8 protein-coding genes are annotated in these 16976 nt (G+C 60.8%); 1 reads left to right on the plus strand and 7 read right to left on the minus strand.

Annotated features, from left to right (window positions below):
• Window positions 1-4: 4 nt before the first annotated feature.
• From AC07RZ_RS09160 to AC07RZ_RS09175, 4 genes are all read right to left on the minus strand, one after another.
• Entirely contained in the window at window positions 5-4669 is a 4665-nt protein-coding gene (locus AC07RZ_RS09160; protein WP_494667722.1) for an RHS repeat-associated core domain-containing protein, read from the minus strand.
• A 13-nt stretch (window positions 4670-4682) separates the two neighbouring features.
• On the minus strand, window positions 4683-6311 hold the full coding sequence (locus AC07RZ_RS09165; RefSeq protein WP_494667723.1) for a tetratricopeptide repeat protein: 1629 nt from the start codon (window positions 6309-6311) through the stop codon (window positions 4683-4685).
• Between the two features lie 23 nt (window positions 6312-6334).
• A complete protein-coding gene (locus AC07RZ_RS09170; protein WP_494667724.1) occupies window positions 6335-8578 on the minus strand; it encodes a type VI secretion system Vgr family protein in 2244 nt (747 codons plus the stop codon).
• 297 nt (window positions 8579-8875) lie between these two features.
• Window positions 8876-9379, minus strand: a complete 504-nt coding sequence (locus AC07RZ_RS09175; protein ID WP_494667725.1) for a hypothetical protein — start codon at window positions 9377-9379, stop codon at window positions 8876-8878.
• 559 nt (window positions 9380-9938) lie between these two features.
• On the opposite strand from AC07RZ_RS09175, the gene tssA reads away from it, so the two are divergent.
• Window positions 9939-11030: a type VI secretion system protein TssA gene (tssA, locus tag AC07RZ_RS09180; protein ID WP_144740986.1), complete on the plus strand. Its 1092-nt coding sequence runs from the start codon at window positions 9939-9941 to the stop codon at window positions 11028-11030.
• Between the two features lie 15 nt (window positions 11031-11045).
• On the opposite strand, the gene AC07RZ_RS09185 is transcribed toward tssA, so the two are convergent.
• Genes AC07RZ_RS09185 through tssM form a run of 3 tightly spaced genes read right to left on the minus strand, consistent with a single transcriptional unit; the run spans window position 11046 to window position 16726 of the window.
• On the minus strand, window positions 11046-11828 hold the full coding sequence (locus AC07RZ_RS09185) for an OmpA family protein (protein ID WP_342829715.1): 783 nt from the start codon (window positions 11826-11828) through the stop codon (window positions 11046-11048).
• A gap of 3 nt (window positions 11829-11831) precedes the next feature.
• Window positions 11832-12818, minus strand: a complete 987-nt coding sequence (gene tagF / locus AC07RZ_RS09190; RefSeq protein ID WP_144740980.1) for a type VI secretion system-associated protein TagF — start codon at window positions 12816-12818, stop codon at window positions 11832-11834.
• Complete coding sequence (gene tssM, locus AC07RZ_RS09195) at window positions 12815-16726, minus strand: type VI secretion system membrane subunit TssM (RefSeq protein WP_494667726.1); 3912 nt, start codon at window positions 16724-16726, stop codon at window positions 12815-12817. The genes tagF and tssM overlap by 4 nt, the downstream gene beginning before the upstream one ends.
• Between the last annotated feature and the right edge of the window lie 250 nt (window positions 16727-16976).

Genomic DNA, 16976 nt, shown 5'->3' on the forward strand with positions numbered 1-16976 from the left:
GGATCTAATCTCCACATGCCATCGTCCCTCCTTCGGGACAGGTTTTATATATCCGAAAATCGAAAGGCTGATTGTCATCTACCTTCATGCCTTCAAACCCGGGTAAGGCCCGTAAATCACTTTCGATTTCATCGAGCAGATCAGAGGCGCCGTGGACAAAATAGTCCCTACCGAAAGGGTTCCCCTTTATCCTGTAACCATTGGCGTGCCCTGCAACTACAAACGCATCGACGTCAAAACTACTCGGATTGAAAGGACCGCCAGTGCTGTACCTTATCCCTGTTGAGAGACTTCCGCGTATTCCGTAGCTAACTTCGTCATGGCCAAAAAGTTCCTTGATTCTTGCGTCGTGATAGCGCAGCACATTTAGAGCATCTTCCAGCATTTTTTCCCGGTTCAAGCCCAGCGGGTCGATCCACCCAAATGGATTGGACGCATATTGATACAGGTTACTCCCCCCCGCCAATCCAATCGGATCCTTCCCCACGAACTGCCCAATAACCGGATCGTAATACCGATACCGGTTGTAATGCAGTTCAGTTTCCCCATCATAATACTGGCCCTGAAAACGGATCGGGTTGTCCACTGCATGCACATGCAATCTTTGTGCCGTACCCCATGTCGCGTAACTGGCCGACCACACCACTTGTCCATCCCGATTCGTTAACCTGGTCGGGCAGCCGCTGGAGTCGTTGTGATAGTGAAATACGCCGCTGCCGGCCCCATCAACTGTCAACTCTGCATCGCTTGAACTAATCTCCAGTGGAGCGCTTACCGCTGCGATCGGTGCAACGGCTGCGTGCGTAAACGAGGGCGGCGACGCGCTGGAACTGCCACCCAACTGCATCCCTACTCCTAAACCGACACGATCCGGTCCACGGGCATCAGTGAAACTGACTTGGCGATTGTCCTCAGATATCAACGGTGCGGCTTCGCTCTGCTGGCCGAGCCTGACACCGCCCAATCCTCCCATGCCACCTAAACCGCCCAGACTGCCTAACGCACCCAAGCCGCCGAGACCCCCGGTAGCAACTGCCCTTGAGTCCGGTAAAACCTGAGGTTGCGGTCTTGCTACAGGAACAGCTGTTACCGGCATCTGCGCAACAGGATGGGATGCTACTTGTTTTGCCGCTACACGTGCAGGCCGCGTGGCGACCTTGGCCTGCCGATCGATCAACGCCAGCGGCACGAACGTGCCTGGGTAATAGATATACTCCCGCGCCTGCGCATGCAGTGTCTTCAGCGCAGCAAGCCGCTTGCGCGCTGCCATGAAATCGGCCACATTGCCGGCCGGCCAGATATCGGCGCTCTGACTGCCGTTGACTTGCCGCACTTCCCCCAGCAGGGCATCGCCATCCCAGAAGAACCACGTGGTATGACTCGGGTTGCGTTTGAATACCCGCCGCCCGAGCGGATCGTAGCCGTAGCGGGTCGTCTGGCCCGCTTTACTGCTCTCGATCAGGCGCTGGTTGGCGTCCCAGCGTAGTTCCAGAGAGGGATCTGTCGCCAACGAATTGGCCGATGCGGTTGGGCTGCTGCCGCGCCGGATCAGGTTGCCGGCGCGGTCGAACACGTAGTGCATGCCTTCATGGCTTCCTTCGCGGCTCCACAGAATTTCTGCATGGCCTTCACCGCCGGCTGCCTGTTTCATCTCCATCTGGCGAATCCGCGTGCCCAGGCGATCGCCGGCAGGGTCGTTGAGAAATTCCGTGACCTTGCCGGCTGGATCGATATGGCGCAGAAGGTTTCCCAACGGGTCGTAGTGGTACAGGTCGCTGCCGTGTTCGCTGTCGCTGCGCCGGGTCTGGTTGCCTGCACGGTCGTATTCGTAACTGGTGGCGAACAGCGGCGCCTGGTCGCGCAGCACGGTCTGGGCGGTCAGTTGGTCTGCCGCGTCATAGCGCAGCTGACGCTGGACGCTGTTGCTCAATTGCTCTTTGACAACGCGCCCCAATGCATCGCGTTCGATCAGGATGGGCGGCTCGTCATTGATGGCGATGGTCGTCACTTGCCCGCGCAGATCGTAGGTGGACAGGACCTTGTTGCCGGCACTGGTTTGCCGCGACAGCAGGTTACCGGCCTCATCATAGCGGTACGAGATCTGGAAGCCGTCCTGCACTTCTTCGCTGAGGCGACCATCGGCGTCGAACTTGCGCAAGATGTGCCGATGCGGATTGCGCATCTCGACCAAGGCGCCATTCCTGTCATAACTGAAGGTTTCGTGGAAGCGCTGCGTCGGATTGTCGCTATCGGGCAAGGTTTTTTGGATGATGCGGCCCAGCTTGTCGGTAGTGTAAGTGATGATGCGGCCCAGCGGATCGGCGGCGCTTAACAGATTGCCAGCGGCGTCGTAGCGATAGTGGCGCGACTGCTCCCAATAATCGACTTCTTCAACGATGCGGCCCAGTGCGTCGCGCTTGAGCCGGTAGCTTTCCTTGCGCTGGTTGACCAAGCCAATCAGTTGTTCTTCGCTGTCATAAAGATATTGCATGACATGGCCGTCCGCCTGCACACGCTTGGCGAGCCGGCCGATGCCGACATATTCCAGCTTCGTCCGGGCGCCGTTCTGGTCGGCGTAGCTGATTAACCGGCCTTCCGCATCGTAGTCGCAATAGACGCTGGCGCCGTCGGCCTGGCGGGTCTGCAGCAGGCGGCCTTTGGCGTCGTAGCGATATTCGGCGACGTCGCCGGTAGGATCGGTACGGCGCTTCAGATAACCAAGGGCGTCATGCTCGAAATGATTGCGATGACCGAGGGCACCGGTCAGTTGCGCCAGGTTGCCGTAGCGGTCGAAAGCCAGTGCCGTTGTAGCGCCACGGGTGTTGATGTGAGTGGTCAGTTGACCATGGGTGTCGTAGGTAAAGCGCGAACGGGTGCCCATCGGGGTGCTTTGCTCTTGCAGCAGTCCGCGCTCATCCCAGCTGTACCGCCAGTGCTGGCCGTGCGGGTCGACTACCTCGGTCATGTGGTTGGCGTCGTCGTAGGCCATGACGGTAGTGGTGCCGTCCGCTTGCAGCAGTTTCAACAGATTGCCGCGCTCGTCATAGTCAAACTCGGTGCGCGTGCCGACCGGATCGACTACCGCCGTGGTACGGCCCACCTCGTCATATTCGAAGATGGTGACGCCGCCCAGCGGATCGATCTCGCACAAAGGCAAGTTGTTCTCATCGAACTTGATCAGCGAGGTGTGGCCGAGCGAATCGGTCACTTCGGTTTCGCGCAGCAGCTCGTTATAGGTGAACCGGTAATCGTGCAATCCCCGATCGCCCCAGGCGTGCAGTACGCGCCAGTCGCTGTCGTAGGCGTAGTAAAACGACAGGCCCAGGCGGTCAGTGTGACGCACCATGTGGTGACGGTCGTACTCAAAAGTACGGGCGGCATTGAGCGCATCGAGCGCGGCGACCAGGTCACGGTTCTGATATTTGTACGCCACCAGCGAGTGGGTCAGGCCGGTGGCGGGATCATGCAAGCTTAATTGATGAATTTTTCCATCGAGTTCATGCACTTCGATGAAGCGACCTGGAAAGCCGTCGATGCCGCTTTCCACGATTCGGGTCAAATGGCCGTCGGCACGTTCGAAGCGCCAGTGATTGCCGCACAGGTCTTCGATCCGTTCGATCCGGAGGTGCAGGGCTTGGTGCAGCGGCATGACGTTGGCGGCCGGCTTGCCGAAGACGTAGCGCAGGTCGTCCTTGGTCAGCACTTGCAGTACGTGAGTACCACCCTCCTGCGCCCAGATCAGCCTTGCGCCGTCGACAAATTCCGTCACGGCATGCTCGGCGCCGATGGCGGCGGGCAGCTGCGGAAAAACCGCAGCACCGCTGGCTTCGAAGAACAGGACGGTGCCGTCAGCGTCGATTTCCAGCCGGACATCGGCTGGGGCCTGCCAGCCGTGGCCGCATATGCCGTCATGGCTGCTGTTTGAAGAATAGATACGAGTCCAGGTCAGCGGCAAGCGTCCCGGCATGAAAAAATCTTCATGGGAAACCGCTACGCTGCCGTCGCGAATATCGACGGGTTCGGCACGCAATACCTTGCATTTCAGGAAACCGGGTTCCATGTTCTTGAACAGCTTCTGGCGCGCCTTCTTGAACGCTTCTTCTGCGCGCTGGAAACCTTTGGTACGGCGCAAGGCCTTGAATCCCTTTCCCAAAGCTGCCAGTCCCAGCTTGGAAGCAATCCCCATCATGGAAATCGTCGGCGGCCCTCCGACAAATACACTGTCCGGTATCGCCAGGTTGACCGATGTCGGCAGTGTCATCGACATATGCGGCTTTTCCGGCTTCTTCAAGCGAAACGGCGGCACCATGCCGACCACGCTGCAGTCGAGCACCGGCATGCCCAGGCGCGAGAACGGCGAATCGTCGGCGAGAACGGTTTTGCTGCCCATGAACAGTTCATCGTCGAACTGCGGTCCGCCGGGGGCGCGCAGGAACGGCACCCACAGCGCCAGCGGGATATGCACCGATAACCCGCCGGTTCCGGCAGTGGCGCGCTTGACGCCGGCTACCTGCACCGTGGCGCCGATGAATGGCAGGTAATCGAAGGGATCGAGCACCATCGAGATGTGCGCGGTCGGCAGCGGCACCGGCGGCGTTCCCGGCACCAGTTCGTACATGTGGATGTCGATCCCGATTTGCGGATCGAAATGCTTGGCGGCGTTAGTCATGGAGCTGTCTTCCTCAAGCTGTCACTGCAGAGGCGCTCGGTTGTGCTGGAGCGGCATCATTGATCAGGCCCGACGGATCGGGCAGCTTGGTGAATTGCGGCGGCTGGCTCCATTCCGGTACATCCTTGTCGAGCGGATGCTTGACCTCGGGCAGGCCATTCCAGACCGGATTGAGCAGCTCGCGCGCCAGCGCCACCACTTTGCGGAAGAATTCGTCGCCGCCGGCGATCAGGTGTTCGCGTTCCTGGCGCTGGCGCTGGAAGCCGCTTTCGAAACGCGCGTGCATGGCGCTTTCGATTTTTTCCAGGTCGGCCGGCAAAGGCTGTGCGCCCAGCTTTCCGGCCTGTTGTTCGGCTTGCAGGTGCGCTGCGGCGACGGCGGCCTGGTAATCGGCCGCGCAGCGTTCCAGCTTTTCGGTGCGTCCCGGGTCTTGCAGCCGCAACAGGTCCTGCAAAGCCAGCGCCATGGTGGTGAGCGGACGCTCGGCCGGGTCGATGGCTTTTGCGGCGCGCAATGCCAGGGCGCCGTGGTCGCGCGCCGGCTTTTCTTGTCCGGCCTGCGCATAGCAGTAAGCGGCCATGCGGAAACCCTCGATTTCAAACATGGGATTGGGCACGCGCTGCGCCTGTTCCGCGGCGCTGCGGTAGGCTTGCGCCGCTTTTTCAGGCTGCTTCGCCACCAGCCATACGCCGGCTTCGCCGAACCAGGTTTGCATGATCAGGTCGGCCGCCATCGGGTGCCGGTCCTGTTCCGCCTGGGCGGCGCAGGTACGGGCGTCGCGATAGCGCTTGATGGCGTCGGCATAGTTCTTTTCTTTTACATAGGCGCCGGCCACAGCCATCTGCAGCACTACCTGCTGGTCCGGCCATTGTTCGCGCTGCGCGATCTGCATGGCTTTTTCGGCGCGCGCCGCGGTTTGTGCCGCGCTGCCTTTTTCGACCAGGGTGATGACGTCGGTGAGCAATTGGCGGTAGGCCACTGTAGAGCCCGAGCCGCCGGACTGCGCCACCGTTTCGCGGGCGATGTCGAACATGTCGATTGGCGCTTCCACTACGCGGACACGGGCGCCATGGCGCTGCGCCAGCGCCTGCCAGCGGCGGTCGGACAAGGTGTCGACCAGCGTCAGCCGTACCCGGTTCGCATCCGACGCCAGGCCGGGACTATGCAGCGCGGCATCCAGCCAGGCTTCCCAGGCGTCCTGGCTGGCCACGCCGTTCGGCGCCAGCACCGCGTTCACGTAGCGCAAATGCGCTAGCTGCGCCTGGTGATGCTGCGCGAATGAAGCCAGCACGGCCATGGTCCCGGGCGCCGAATCGTGATGAGGCAACTGGGTGAACGGCCAGTCCGCCACCACGCCTTGCTCACGCAGGCTGTCCTTGCTATCGATATAGCTGTCGGCCAGGGCCTGGCGCAATGCGCGGCTGTAGCCGAAACCGGTGTCAAACGGCGCATCGAAGCGCAAGAACAGGTCCGGCGTAGTCCAGTCGCCAGGATGTTGCTGCATCTCGAAAAACGCTTGCAGCATGCGGTCGGCATTGTCCGGGATGCGCCACACCAGGACCCGCACTTGCGGATCCTCGGTGTGTTCCAGCCACAGGTCGCGCAGGGTGTCGACGCGCTTTTCGACAGGATTCTTCGCCATGCTGGCGTCCTTTCGGTAAGGTCTTAGCTGTTCAGGTTGATCTTGCTGCCGTTGATCGACACGCCGCCGCCGTTGATCTTGATGATCGAGCCGCCTGCCGTGATGGTGATTTCGCCGGCGTCGATGCTGATGCCGGCGCCGCCGACGACGAGGTCGACCTTGCTGCCGGAAGCAATGGTCTGGTCGGAGCCGGAATACACCGTGTGGGTGCCGGACACTTCATGCTGCATGTTCCCGGTCACCGACAGCAGGCGCGGTCCGGTATTGCCGTCTTCCACCGGGCCGGCGACCGTGCGCTTGTCGGTGCCGGTCACCGTCACTTCGCGGCCGGCGTGCATGGTGTCGCTGACCGCCCCGGTGATGGTGCGGGTGGCGGTGCCGGTGATATCGCGCTTCCAGTTGCCGCTGGTGCTGCCGCTATAGTTGCCGACCAGGGTGCTGCCGTAGTCGCCGGTGATGTTTTCGTTATAACCCGCGGCGGTAATCGTCCGTTTCTGGCCGGCCTGGTAGGTCTGCGTCACAGCGCCGGTAACGGTGGCGGTGGACGTGCCCGTGACGGTACGGGTATCGTTGCCGGTCACCGTCGCCCCGCGGTTGCCGCCCACCGAGATATCCTGGTTGGCGCCGACATTCAGGCTGTGGTTGACGGCAACCTTGGTCGCCTTGTTGTTGTTGACAGTGCTGTTATGGTCGTTCAGCACCGTCACCGCCATGTCGCGCTGGGCATGCATGTTGAGCAGTTCGCTGCCGCCGGTGTCGTGCATGGTGACTTCATTGAAACCGCCGCCGCGCACCGTCTTGGAACGCATGCCGCTGACTTCCTGGCCGAACGGCGGCATGTTGTCGGCGTTGTAGACGCGGCCGGTGATGATGGGCCGGTCCGGATTGCCGTCGAGGAAATCGACCACCACTTCCTGGCCGACGCGCGGCGCCGATACCCCGCCCATGCCGGCCCCGGCCCAGGGGCTGGCGACCCGCACCCAGCAGGAGCTCTGGTCATTGAACTGGCCCAGGCGGTCCCAGTGGAACTGCAATTTGACGCGGCCGTACTTGTCGTGCCAGATCTCCTCGCCTTTCGGTCCCACCACGGTTGCCGTCTGCGGCCCCGGCATGCGCGGCCTGGCGGTGTCGCGCAAGGGCCGGTAGGGAATCTTGCGGCGCAGGGCGCTGACCTCGACCCGGTACATGCAATCCTGGGCTTCGCTGAAATCGCTGGAAAAATTGTTGCGGGCGTCGTGGCTGACCCGCAGCGCCATGAAGCGGTGTTCGGTCGGATCGTCGCCCTCGTGCTCGAAATGTCCGGCCAGGTCGAAATAGCGGCCGGCCACCAGCTCCCGGGTAGTGCCGGCGCCTTCAAACAGCTTGGTCTGCCAGCCGGCTTCCTCGGCGCGCACCGCGGTCAGCTGCTCGCCGACCGAGCTGTTGCCGTAGCTGGCCGCACCGTCGTATGCGTAGCGCTCGAATTGAGGCAAGGTGCCGCGCGGGGCATCGTTCTTCAGTTCGACCGCGAGCGGATTGCGCGGCTGCTTGAAATCGAAACTCTTGATGCTGTGCACGGAAGGCCCGACCCGGCGCCGCGGCCGCCAGTCGTCCAGCACGTCGCTGGCCTGCAATTCCTGGTTGGGCTGGAAACGCACCGTGGCATCGCCTGCCAGCGGCTGGCACTGGGTGGAATCGTCGGCCAGCACCAGCTTGTGGCCGCTCTCGCTGTGCTCGAAGCTGTAGTAGATGCCGGCGTCCTCCAGCAGGCGCGAGACGAAGGTGAAATCGGATTCGTTGTACTGCACGCAGTACGGCAGTTTCGGATAACGGCCGGAGACCAGGTCGAAACGGTAGTCGGCCAGCTGGCCGTACTTGCTGAATACTTCCTGTGTGATTTCCAGCACCGACAGGTCCTGGAACACGCGGCAGTTGCTGGCATAGTCGAGGAAGGAAAACCACGGCGCCAGCTGCGCCTGGTAGGTGGCCAGCCCGCCGTCGCTGCCGGTGCGGCTGAATTCCTGGACAAAACCGTGGAAATGGCGCTCGTCGGCCGCGGTCAGCATGGTCAGCAGCACCGGCTGCCCGACCAGCTGCTTGAGTTCAAGCTGGTCGTAGGGCGACAGCAATTCGAGGGTCAATTGGAACGGCTTGGACAAGGCTTCGCTGCCGTACATCCGGTGCACCAGCAGCAGGTCGGCATCGAGCGGTGTCTTGATCCGGACCAGGCGCCGGTCCTGGTTGAAGCGGCCCACCCGGGCCAGCATTGCAGAAGGGTTTGGATACATTGGCACTCTCCGTTTGCGAAGGAATGGCTTTGCATAGGGCTGCTATTTAAGCCGCGATCCTGGATAAGGACGCCGGCTTTGCCTGTGATAACTGCGAAACAATTACGCGGCAGCAATATTGCCGGTCTGAAATTATATCGGTATTTAAGGCGGTCGCGGCGCCGTGTCTGAATAATTTACAGCGCTGGGGTTAAGAGCGAGTGACAGCGGCGGCGAGGTGGCGGCCGGCATGCTGAGCCGGACCGCGGCGGTATTTACTTACATTACTTCAAGATCAATATCTGGTGTTTGCCCGGCTTATTGCAAAGCACCGAAAGGCTTGCCCTCGCCGCCGGCATCCGGCGTCGCGGCTTTGGCGGCGCGCGTCGTCTTTTTCTTCAGCGGGCGAGCCGCCTTAGGCTTGGTGTCGGCCACTGCGGCCGGGTCGACCACGGTTTCGCCCAGGCTTTCGCGCAGCAACCTGGTCTGGTTTTGTGCATCGCTGAGCACGCCGCCGTTCAGGTCGCTTTGCGCACTCAAGTCGTTCAGGGCCTTGATCGACAGCTTGAGGCTGCCCAAGGCCACCACGCCCCTGGCGTACTTGTCGGCCGGATCGCGTTGCAATACCTGCAATGCATAGGCGACCGCGTCGCCATAGCTGCCGGCGTCGTATTTGATCTGGGTCATGCGCACCCATGGCGTTTTTTCGGTCGGACGGGCTTGCGCCACATCCTTGAGCACCTGGATTTCCTGGTCGGCCGCACTTTTCTGAGCCGTATCCGGCGCGGCGGCGGGAGCAGCCGACGCGGCGAATGGAATCATCAAACATGTTAAAGCGACACTGCAGACCAACTTGGTTTTCCAAAGCTTCATAGCTTTACTCACTTTCCTGAAAATATTAAGACCTGGGCAGGCACGGCACAGCCATTGCAAATATAGCAATCGCCACAGCAGGTATCAACTGTCGCAAATGCGGGATATCGACGCTTTTTTGGGGATGCACTCAGGACACATGTTACTACGGAAACATCTCCTTTGACATTTCGACATATCCACCAGGCATCTCCGATGCCTGGTTTGCGCGACATCAGGAGTGCAACTAAGATTCCTTTTTTGAAACGCTAGCAGCCTGTCGGACTTAGGGGATCGGAGCGAAAAAATAGCTGGACGAGGACAGATTTTGCCGGATTCGCAGTGTCAATAGCCTAGCTATTGACCAAGAAGCCGGTGAAATATGGTCCGTCCAGGTATTTTTGCAGCCGATCATCCTAAGTCCGACAGGCTGCTAGGGTATGATTGTGCCAAGGAAATTCCGATGAATATCTCGCAAGAGCGTCGCCGCCTTCCGGCTTGAACCACTTTTTATTTGGGTTTGTCATTTATGTTTTCTGTCGATCAATTACTCAATCCCGTCAGCGATGCCGCACCATGCGGCGCCGACCTGTCTTTCTCGAGCGACCTGGATGCGATCGCCAACGCCCGGCGTTTTGACGACCCGTCGCTGGACCAGGGCGAATGGGTCACCGAGCTCAAGGAGGCGGACTGGGGTTTCGTCGTCGACAATTGCGCGCGGCTGATAGAAACCCAGAGCAAGGATCTGCGGCTGGCGGTCTGGCTGGCGGAAGCCAATGCCAAAATCCGCCATTTCAGCGGCCTGGCCGACGGCTACCTGCTGCTGGCCGGCCTGAGCGACAGGTATTGGGAAGGCTTGCATCCGGTGCCGGACGATGACGACCAGGAATTGCGGGTCGGCAACTTGAGCTGGCTACTGTCGCGCTCAGTACAGCTGATCCGCGAGATCCCGATCACGGAAGGCCGCGGCACTGCGTTTTCCAGCGTGGATTTCGAGTCGGCGCGCATCCGTGCGGCCAGCGAAGAACGGGACCGGGCCAACGGCGAGAGCGTCAGCAGCGACGGCATCAAGCTGGCCGACATCGAAGCGGCAAAACGCAAATCGTCGCCGAAATTTTATGAAACATTGCTGGCGGACGCCAACTTGTGCCAGCAAGCGCTGCTGCAATTGGAAAAATCGATCGATTTCCGGGTAGGCCAGGATGGACCGGCATTTTCATCGGCCAAGGACGCGCTGGAAAACGTGATTGCGGTCATCACCCGCTTCGCACAGGAAGCCGGAGTCAACACAGGCGCCGCGCCGAAAGCCGGCAGCAACGAGACACAAACCGCACCCACGGTGCAGCAGGAGGTAAGCAAGGTGGAGCAAGCACAGACCACGCTGAACGGCCCGATACAGAACCGCGCCCAGGCCCTGGCGCAGCTGCGCCATGTGGCCGATTTTTTCCGCCGCACCGAACCGCACAGCCCGGTCGCCTACCTGGCGGACAAGGCCGCCAGCTGGGGCGACCTGCCGCTGCACCACTGGCTGCGCACGGTCATCAAGGATCCAGGCTCGCTGGCCCACGTGGAAGAACTGCTGGGGCTGCACGGCGACAGCCAGCAAAACGACAACAACTAAAAGCGCCGTCCCGGCTTACTGCGATACCCGGAACTCGATACGGCGGTTGCGCGAGCGGCCGTCTGCGGTATCGTTGGTCATGATCGGCCGGTCCGGTCCCTGGCCTGAAGTGACGATGCTGTCCGGGTTGATGCCCTTCTGCGCCAGGTAATCCTTCACTGCATCGGCGCGCGCCTTGCTCAGCGAAACGTTACGCGCCCGCAAACCCTGGTTGTCGGTATGGCCGATGACTTCCACTTTCTTGTCTTTCACCTTCAGCAGCGCAGCCGACATTTCATCCAGGATATGCATGCCGGAAGGCGTCAGCGTGGCTTGCCCGCTTTCGAACTCGATGGTGCGGTTGGCCAGGGTCTGGTCCAGGATATTTTGCTCCGAAGCAGAAACCCGCAAGCCGTTCTTGACGGTGTAAGTCGGATTCAGGTTGCCGGCGATTTCACTGGCGATCTGCTGGCGCTGCGCTTCGTTGCTGACTTCGCCGTTGATGGTGACGGTATTGCCGTCGATCTTCAGCTGGCCGCGGCTGACCTGTTTCAGGCTCGGACTGATCAGCTTCTGCACATAACCGTTCCAGTTGGCCGGCGACACCACCGAACCGATCGATATCTGGTCCACCACACGGTCGGCGCCATACAGTTCCTGCAGCTTGCTCAGCGCGCTCTGCTTGCTGGCTTCGTCGGGCACCGTGCCGCTGACCAGGATCTGGCCCGGTTTCGGGGTAGCCACGGGCGGCGCGACATTTTGTGCCAGCGCCAGGTTCGACATGAATAACGATGTCAGGGCAATGCTCAGATAACGCATGCGTCAGGCTCCAATAAATGCGTCACGAAACGAATCATGAGCCGATTTTAAAGATAGGGTGGGTTGCGCCAGGTAGCTGGCGATCTTCGTGATGCTGTAATCCGACTTGACCTGTTCTTCGACCCAGCTGGCATCCTCGAAAGAAATGTGGTGCTCGAGCGCGACCTGCGGATCCATGATGGCTTGCAAGGTGCGCGGCGAAGCGCCGCTGAAGCCGATCACCATGGATGGCCGGTCGTTGATCTTGGTAACAAAGGTGGCCAGCTCGAAATTGCCGCGCAGCAGGAATGGCGTAATCAAATGCAGCCAGTAGGACGCCACCAGGTTGCGATACATGGGATCGACCGGCAACGGCATCACCAGGCTCTTTTCCAGGCGCGACGACGAACTCGCCATCACCGGCTGCAGCAAGATGCCCAGCGCCAGGACCAGGTGCCGCAAGGAGCCCTTGAAACCGGCGCTGTGCAGCATGTTTTCCAGCCCGCCTATGGTCTGGATTTCCATGAAGTCGGTGAAAGCCGCGTGGTAAGCGCCGCTGCCGAGCTGCAAGGGAATGCCGGTGGCGGTCAGGTTCTGCAGGGAAATCGCCGGATCGGTAGCGGCTATCACTTCGGAAGCCTGGGTTTCCAGCCGGTTCCACAGGCGCGAAAACGCCATCGGGCTCTTCGCCGTAAAATCCTGCGGCTCGTCGATTTCCATGGTGCTGACGGCGAGGAATGGAAAACGGCGGTTAGCCTGGTCGTTGCTGGCAATCAGGTGGCCGGCGATGGCGCGCCTGCTGCGCGGGCCGATGAAGGCAAAGTGCAGCGGACTGACGGCATCGTAGGCGATTTTCCAGCGCGGCTCGGCAGACAGCAGGTCCATTGCCTGCGCCAGCCAGTCGTCGAGGATCGACACCAGCGGCATGTTGTCGGTAGCCTTGATGAAATCGCCGCGGCTGGGGATCTTGCCGAAATAACCGATGTTAGCCAATTTTTCTCCTACGCTCATTGTGCGGTCCCTCCTGCACTGACTGCAGCAACCGGCGCCGCGCCAGGCGCGGCAGCCGGCGTAGCTGCGGCCGATGCGCCGGCCGCCGGCGCCGCCGCCGGAGTGCTGACCGGGCTCGCCGCCGTGCCGACGATGGTTTCCGGCAACCTCATGCCGCGGAAACCCTGGCCTTGCTGGGCGCCGCCGTCAGGCGACTTGGCGCTCACTTGCGGGCTGCTGATGATCTTCAGGTTGATCGGCACCGTGATGTTTTCGTTGGTCCAGCTCAATTCGAAATTGCCGTCCTTGCGCTTGCGCACCGCCGTGTTGATCAGGCGCTCAAGCCCGAAACGGCCAGGCTGGTTGGCGATTTCAACAGTACGTCCGTCGAAGGTGACGGCCGTGATGCGGGCGCCGGCCACGCCTTGCGGATTAGGCCACACGAAGTTGGTCCATTGCGCCTGGGTATTGCGGTAACGCAGCTGCTGGCCATCGATCTCGATGGTGTACTCCGTGGTGCCGCCAGCCGGCAGCGCCTGGATCTGGAACACGGTTTGCGCATCCGCCCCGCCGGCGCTACCGCCGGCTGCCGCGCTGCTGGCGCCCAGCGGCGCTACCCAGCGTGCGAAATTCGACACCATGGTGGGCGACAGCGTGATGCCCATGTCGGCCCAGGTCTTGGCGGCCAGGGTGTCGCCGCGGCGCACCACCAGCGGTCCCATCGAGGAATTGACGAACTTGGCGATGCTGCCGTCCGGGCCGAATGTCTGGCCGATCTCGGCGCTGGTCGCTTCGATTTTCGAATTGGCGGCAAACGGATATTTTTCGCCCAGGGTTTTCTCGAACGGAGAATAAACCTGCGCCAGCCAGGTGCGGTTCATCTCCGCCTCGGTCGGCTTGATGGTGACCGCAAAAGCCTGGATCAGCGGCCGCACCAGGATCGGACGGATCGCCTGTTTCTGCGTATCGCTCATGCCGACCAGCATCTGTTCGTCGACATACTTGAGCGCGTCGGCCAGTTCCGATCCGCTGCCGTTCAAGGTCTGCTGCATCAGCTGGTTGGCGCCGGGGCCGGTATCGCCCTGGTTCTTGATCTGGTTGAAGCGGGTACGCAGTTTCGACAGGCTTTCCATGTAGCCGCGCATCAGCGTAGCGTCTTTGTCCTTGGCCGTCACCAGGCGCGCGACACCGGCGAATTCCTTGCCGACCGGTCCCATCGGCGCGGCAGTTGGATCGGTATTGGCGTTCAGGTTGACGTTGACGTTCACTCCCGACGGCGCCTGGCGCAGGATGGTTTGCTTGAACCAGGCGATGAAACCGCTTTGCGCGCGCCCCAGGCCGGTGTTCAGCAGCGACGGATTGTCCCAGGAAGTCTGCTGGTAGACCGCGCTGACGAACTTGTTGATCGGCGAGGTGGAAGGATCGCCGAAACGGTTCATCGCCTTGACCGCGTTGTCAAACCCGCCGAGGTCGGCGATGTTGGCGCCCTGCATGAACTTCTGCCATTCCTTGGCGTACTCGGTCTTGTATTGGGTAACCAGGGCTTTCTGGATTTGTTCCGGGCTGCCTTCCAGCGTCAGGTCGTCGCTGGATGCGGTTTTCAGTACCCAATCGGCGCTCTGCAATTCTTTATTGGCGGCTTCCTTGAACGCGCCCTGGACAAATTTTTCCCAGGCGTCGCGGGTAAATGTGCCCGGGATCGCGTAGCTGCCGACAATCAGTTCCTTGTCCTGGTCGCCGACGATGCTGGCTACCGTAATCGACGGGAAGCGGGTCGAGGCGCGCGCCTTGATGTCCGCATAGACCCGGTCGCGGGCCGCCATGCCGCGCACCACGCGGCGCAGGTTGTCGCGCGACTGGTCGACCAGGGTCAGCTTGCTTTCAATCGTAGGCCAGGACGGATCGTTGACTTGCGACAGGTAAAAACTCATCAGGCGTTCGGCGCTGCGGATCATCTGTTCGCGCGTCATGTTGCCGCGGTTGCTTTCCAGCCAGCCGCGCCAGAAACGGGTCAGCTGGTCGTTCAGGTGGCTGGACTCGGCGCGCGAGCGGTCGCTCAGCATCAGGTAAGTCTTCAAGGCGTTGTAGCCGTCTTCCACATTGGTCGGCGACGAATCCTTGTATTGCTGGGTGCTGCCGGCGTTGGCGGCCGGAGCGGCGGCTGCCGCCGCGCTTGCTGCTGCAGCGCCCGCAGCCGGCTGGGCGGCGCCAGCCAGCTGCACTGGACGCGACATCGGTTCCAGCGAACCTGCATGGGCATTCATTTCAGACAGGAAGGATTCGATATTCGCGGTCACCGGCTTGAGCATGATGTCCTTGATGCCCGCGAAGTATTCCTCACGCAGTTTCTGCTCCAGCAATTCTCCCTGGTACAGGCCGAAACCGAGCGACAAAGGCCGGCGGTTATCGTATTTCTGCAGTTGCTCGATACGGTCTTGCAGGATCTCCATCGCTTCAAAGCGCGATTGCAGGTCCAGCCTTTTTTCCTGCAGCTTGATGGCCTTGTCCAGGTCCGCCTGGACATTGGCGGTCAGCTGGCGGTTGCCGATGTAGGACCAGCTCCAGCCGGCCAAGGCCAGGCCGACGAAGGCGGTGGCGGCGAAAAACATGGTGTAGCGCAACCGCGTCTTGTGGCGGCTGGCGTATTGCGAAACCAGGTCCTTGTCGGCAAAGATGACTTTACGGAACAGGTTGAGCAGGAAGAAACCGTGCTTGGAATGGATCTCCGGCCGCTCCAGCGCTTGCAGCTTGAGGTCGAAACGCTCGGCGATCCGTTCCGACGAAGTGCTGAGTCCGCTGCCTTCCTGCAAGGCGCTGGTGAAATAGAAACCGCGGAATACCGGCTTGAACTGGAACGGATTTTCTTCAAACAGGGTGGCGATGAACGCGCGCAGGGAACTCTTTACCGCGGCGAACTCGAGCGGGAAAGTCAGCACGCCAGGCGGCAAACGGTCGCCGCGGCTCAAGGCCATGTTGGCCAGGCTGATTTCCTTGAGGCCTTCGAACAGCTCGTCGAAGCGTTCGTCGAAATACGCCAGCACGTCCTGGCTGCTGGTCTTCCTGCTGTAAGGCAAGGTTGCGCCCCAGACCCGGTCTTTTTCGCCGCGGTCCATGTCGACGAAGAATTCGGTGAAGCCGGTGATCAGGTCGGCCTTGGTAAACATGACATACACCGGCGCAAACACTTCCAGCTTTTCCGTCAGTTCCTGTACGCGCTGGCGCAGGTTCTTGGCGAGGTTGATGCCGAACTCCGGCCGGTTGCCGGCCAGTTCGGCGACGCTGACGGCGATGATGATGCCGTTGATCGGCGCGCGGCTGCGGTGCTTTTTCAGCAGGCCGAGGAAACTGAACCACTCTGCGCGGTCTTCTTCATGCACCGAATAGCGCCCTGCGGTATCCAGCAGGATGCCGTCGGTAGTGAAGAACCAGTCGCAATTGCGGGTGCCGCCCACGCCCTGCACGATATTGCTGTTCTTGTCGGCCAGCGGAAACTGCAGGCCGGAATTGGCGACCGCGGTGCTTTTGCCGGCGGCCGGATTGCCGATGATCATGTACCACGGCAGTTCATATAAAGCAGTAGCGCCGGATTTTTCGCCAAGCTTGGAATTCTTGATGGTGGAAATCGCTTCCAGCATCCGCTTGCGGATGGTTTCGGTTTCATCGCGGCCGACAGTGCTGGTTTTGTCGCTGCCCTTCTCGGCCTGGCCTTCCAGCATGGAGCTGAAATTTTGCGATGCTGTCTTGGTGCGCTGCTTGCGGTACAGCACGACCAGTCCCCATATCAGCAGGATCGCAACCAGGAAAACCACGACCCAGATGCCATCGATTTGCAAAGCATCCGCGGCGAGAAAGAGAAAGCAGGCCAGCGCCACAAAACCGACCACCATCAGGGTTCGTGTATTCGTCAGGAATTGCCAAATTCGTTGCATAGGTATCAGTAATTAAATGGTTGATTCTTTTGGAAGGGATGCTAACGGCGTGCGCCGACGGCCACAAATTGTTGCCTGTTCACAACAGCGTAATGACTGCTTCGGCCGCTGGGCAAGCTGTGCTGCATGACAGCGTCAGCCTGAACAAAGGACCAGGATTGCATTGCAAAAAAGGGGCGTCGCCCGCCGGACGGCGTTCCCGCCGCCTGAAATTTTATTGCCCGATACTATCAATCGCCTCGCCATGCCA

Source organism: Collimonas sp. GW821-FHT07E08, assembly GCF_059418905.1.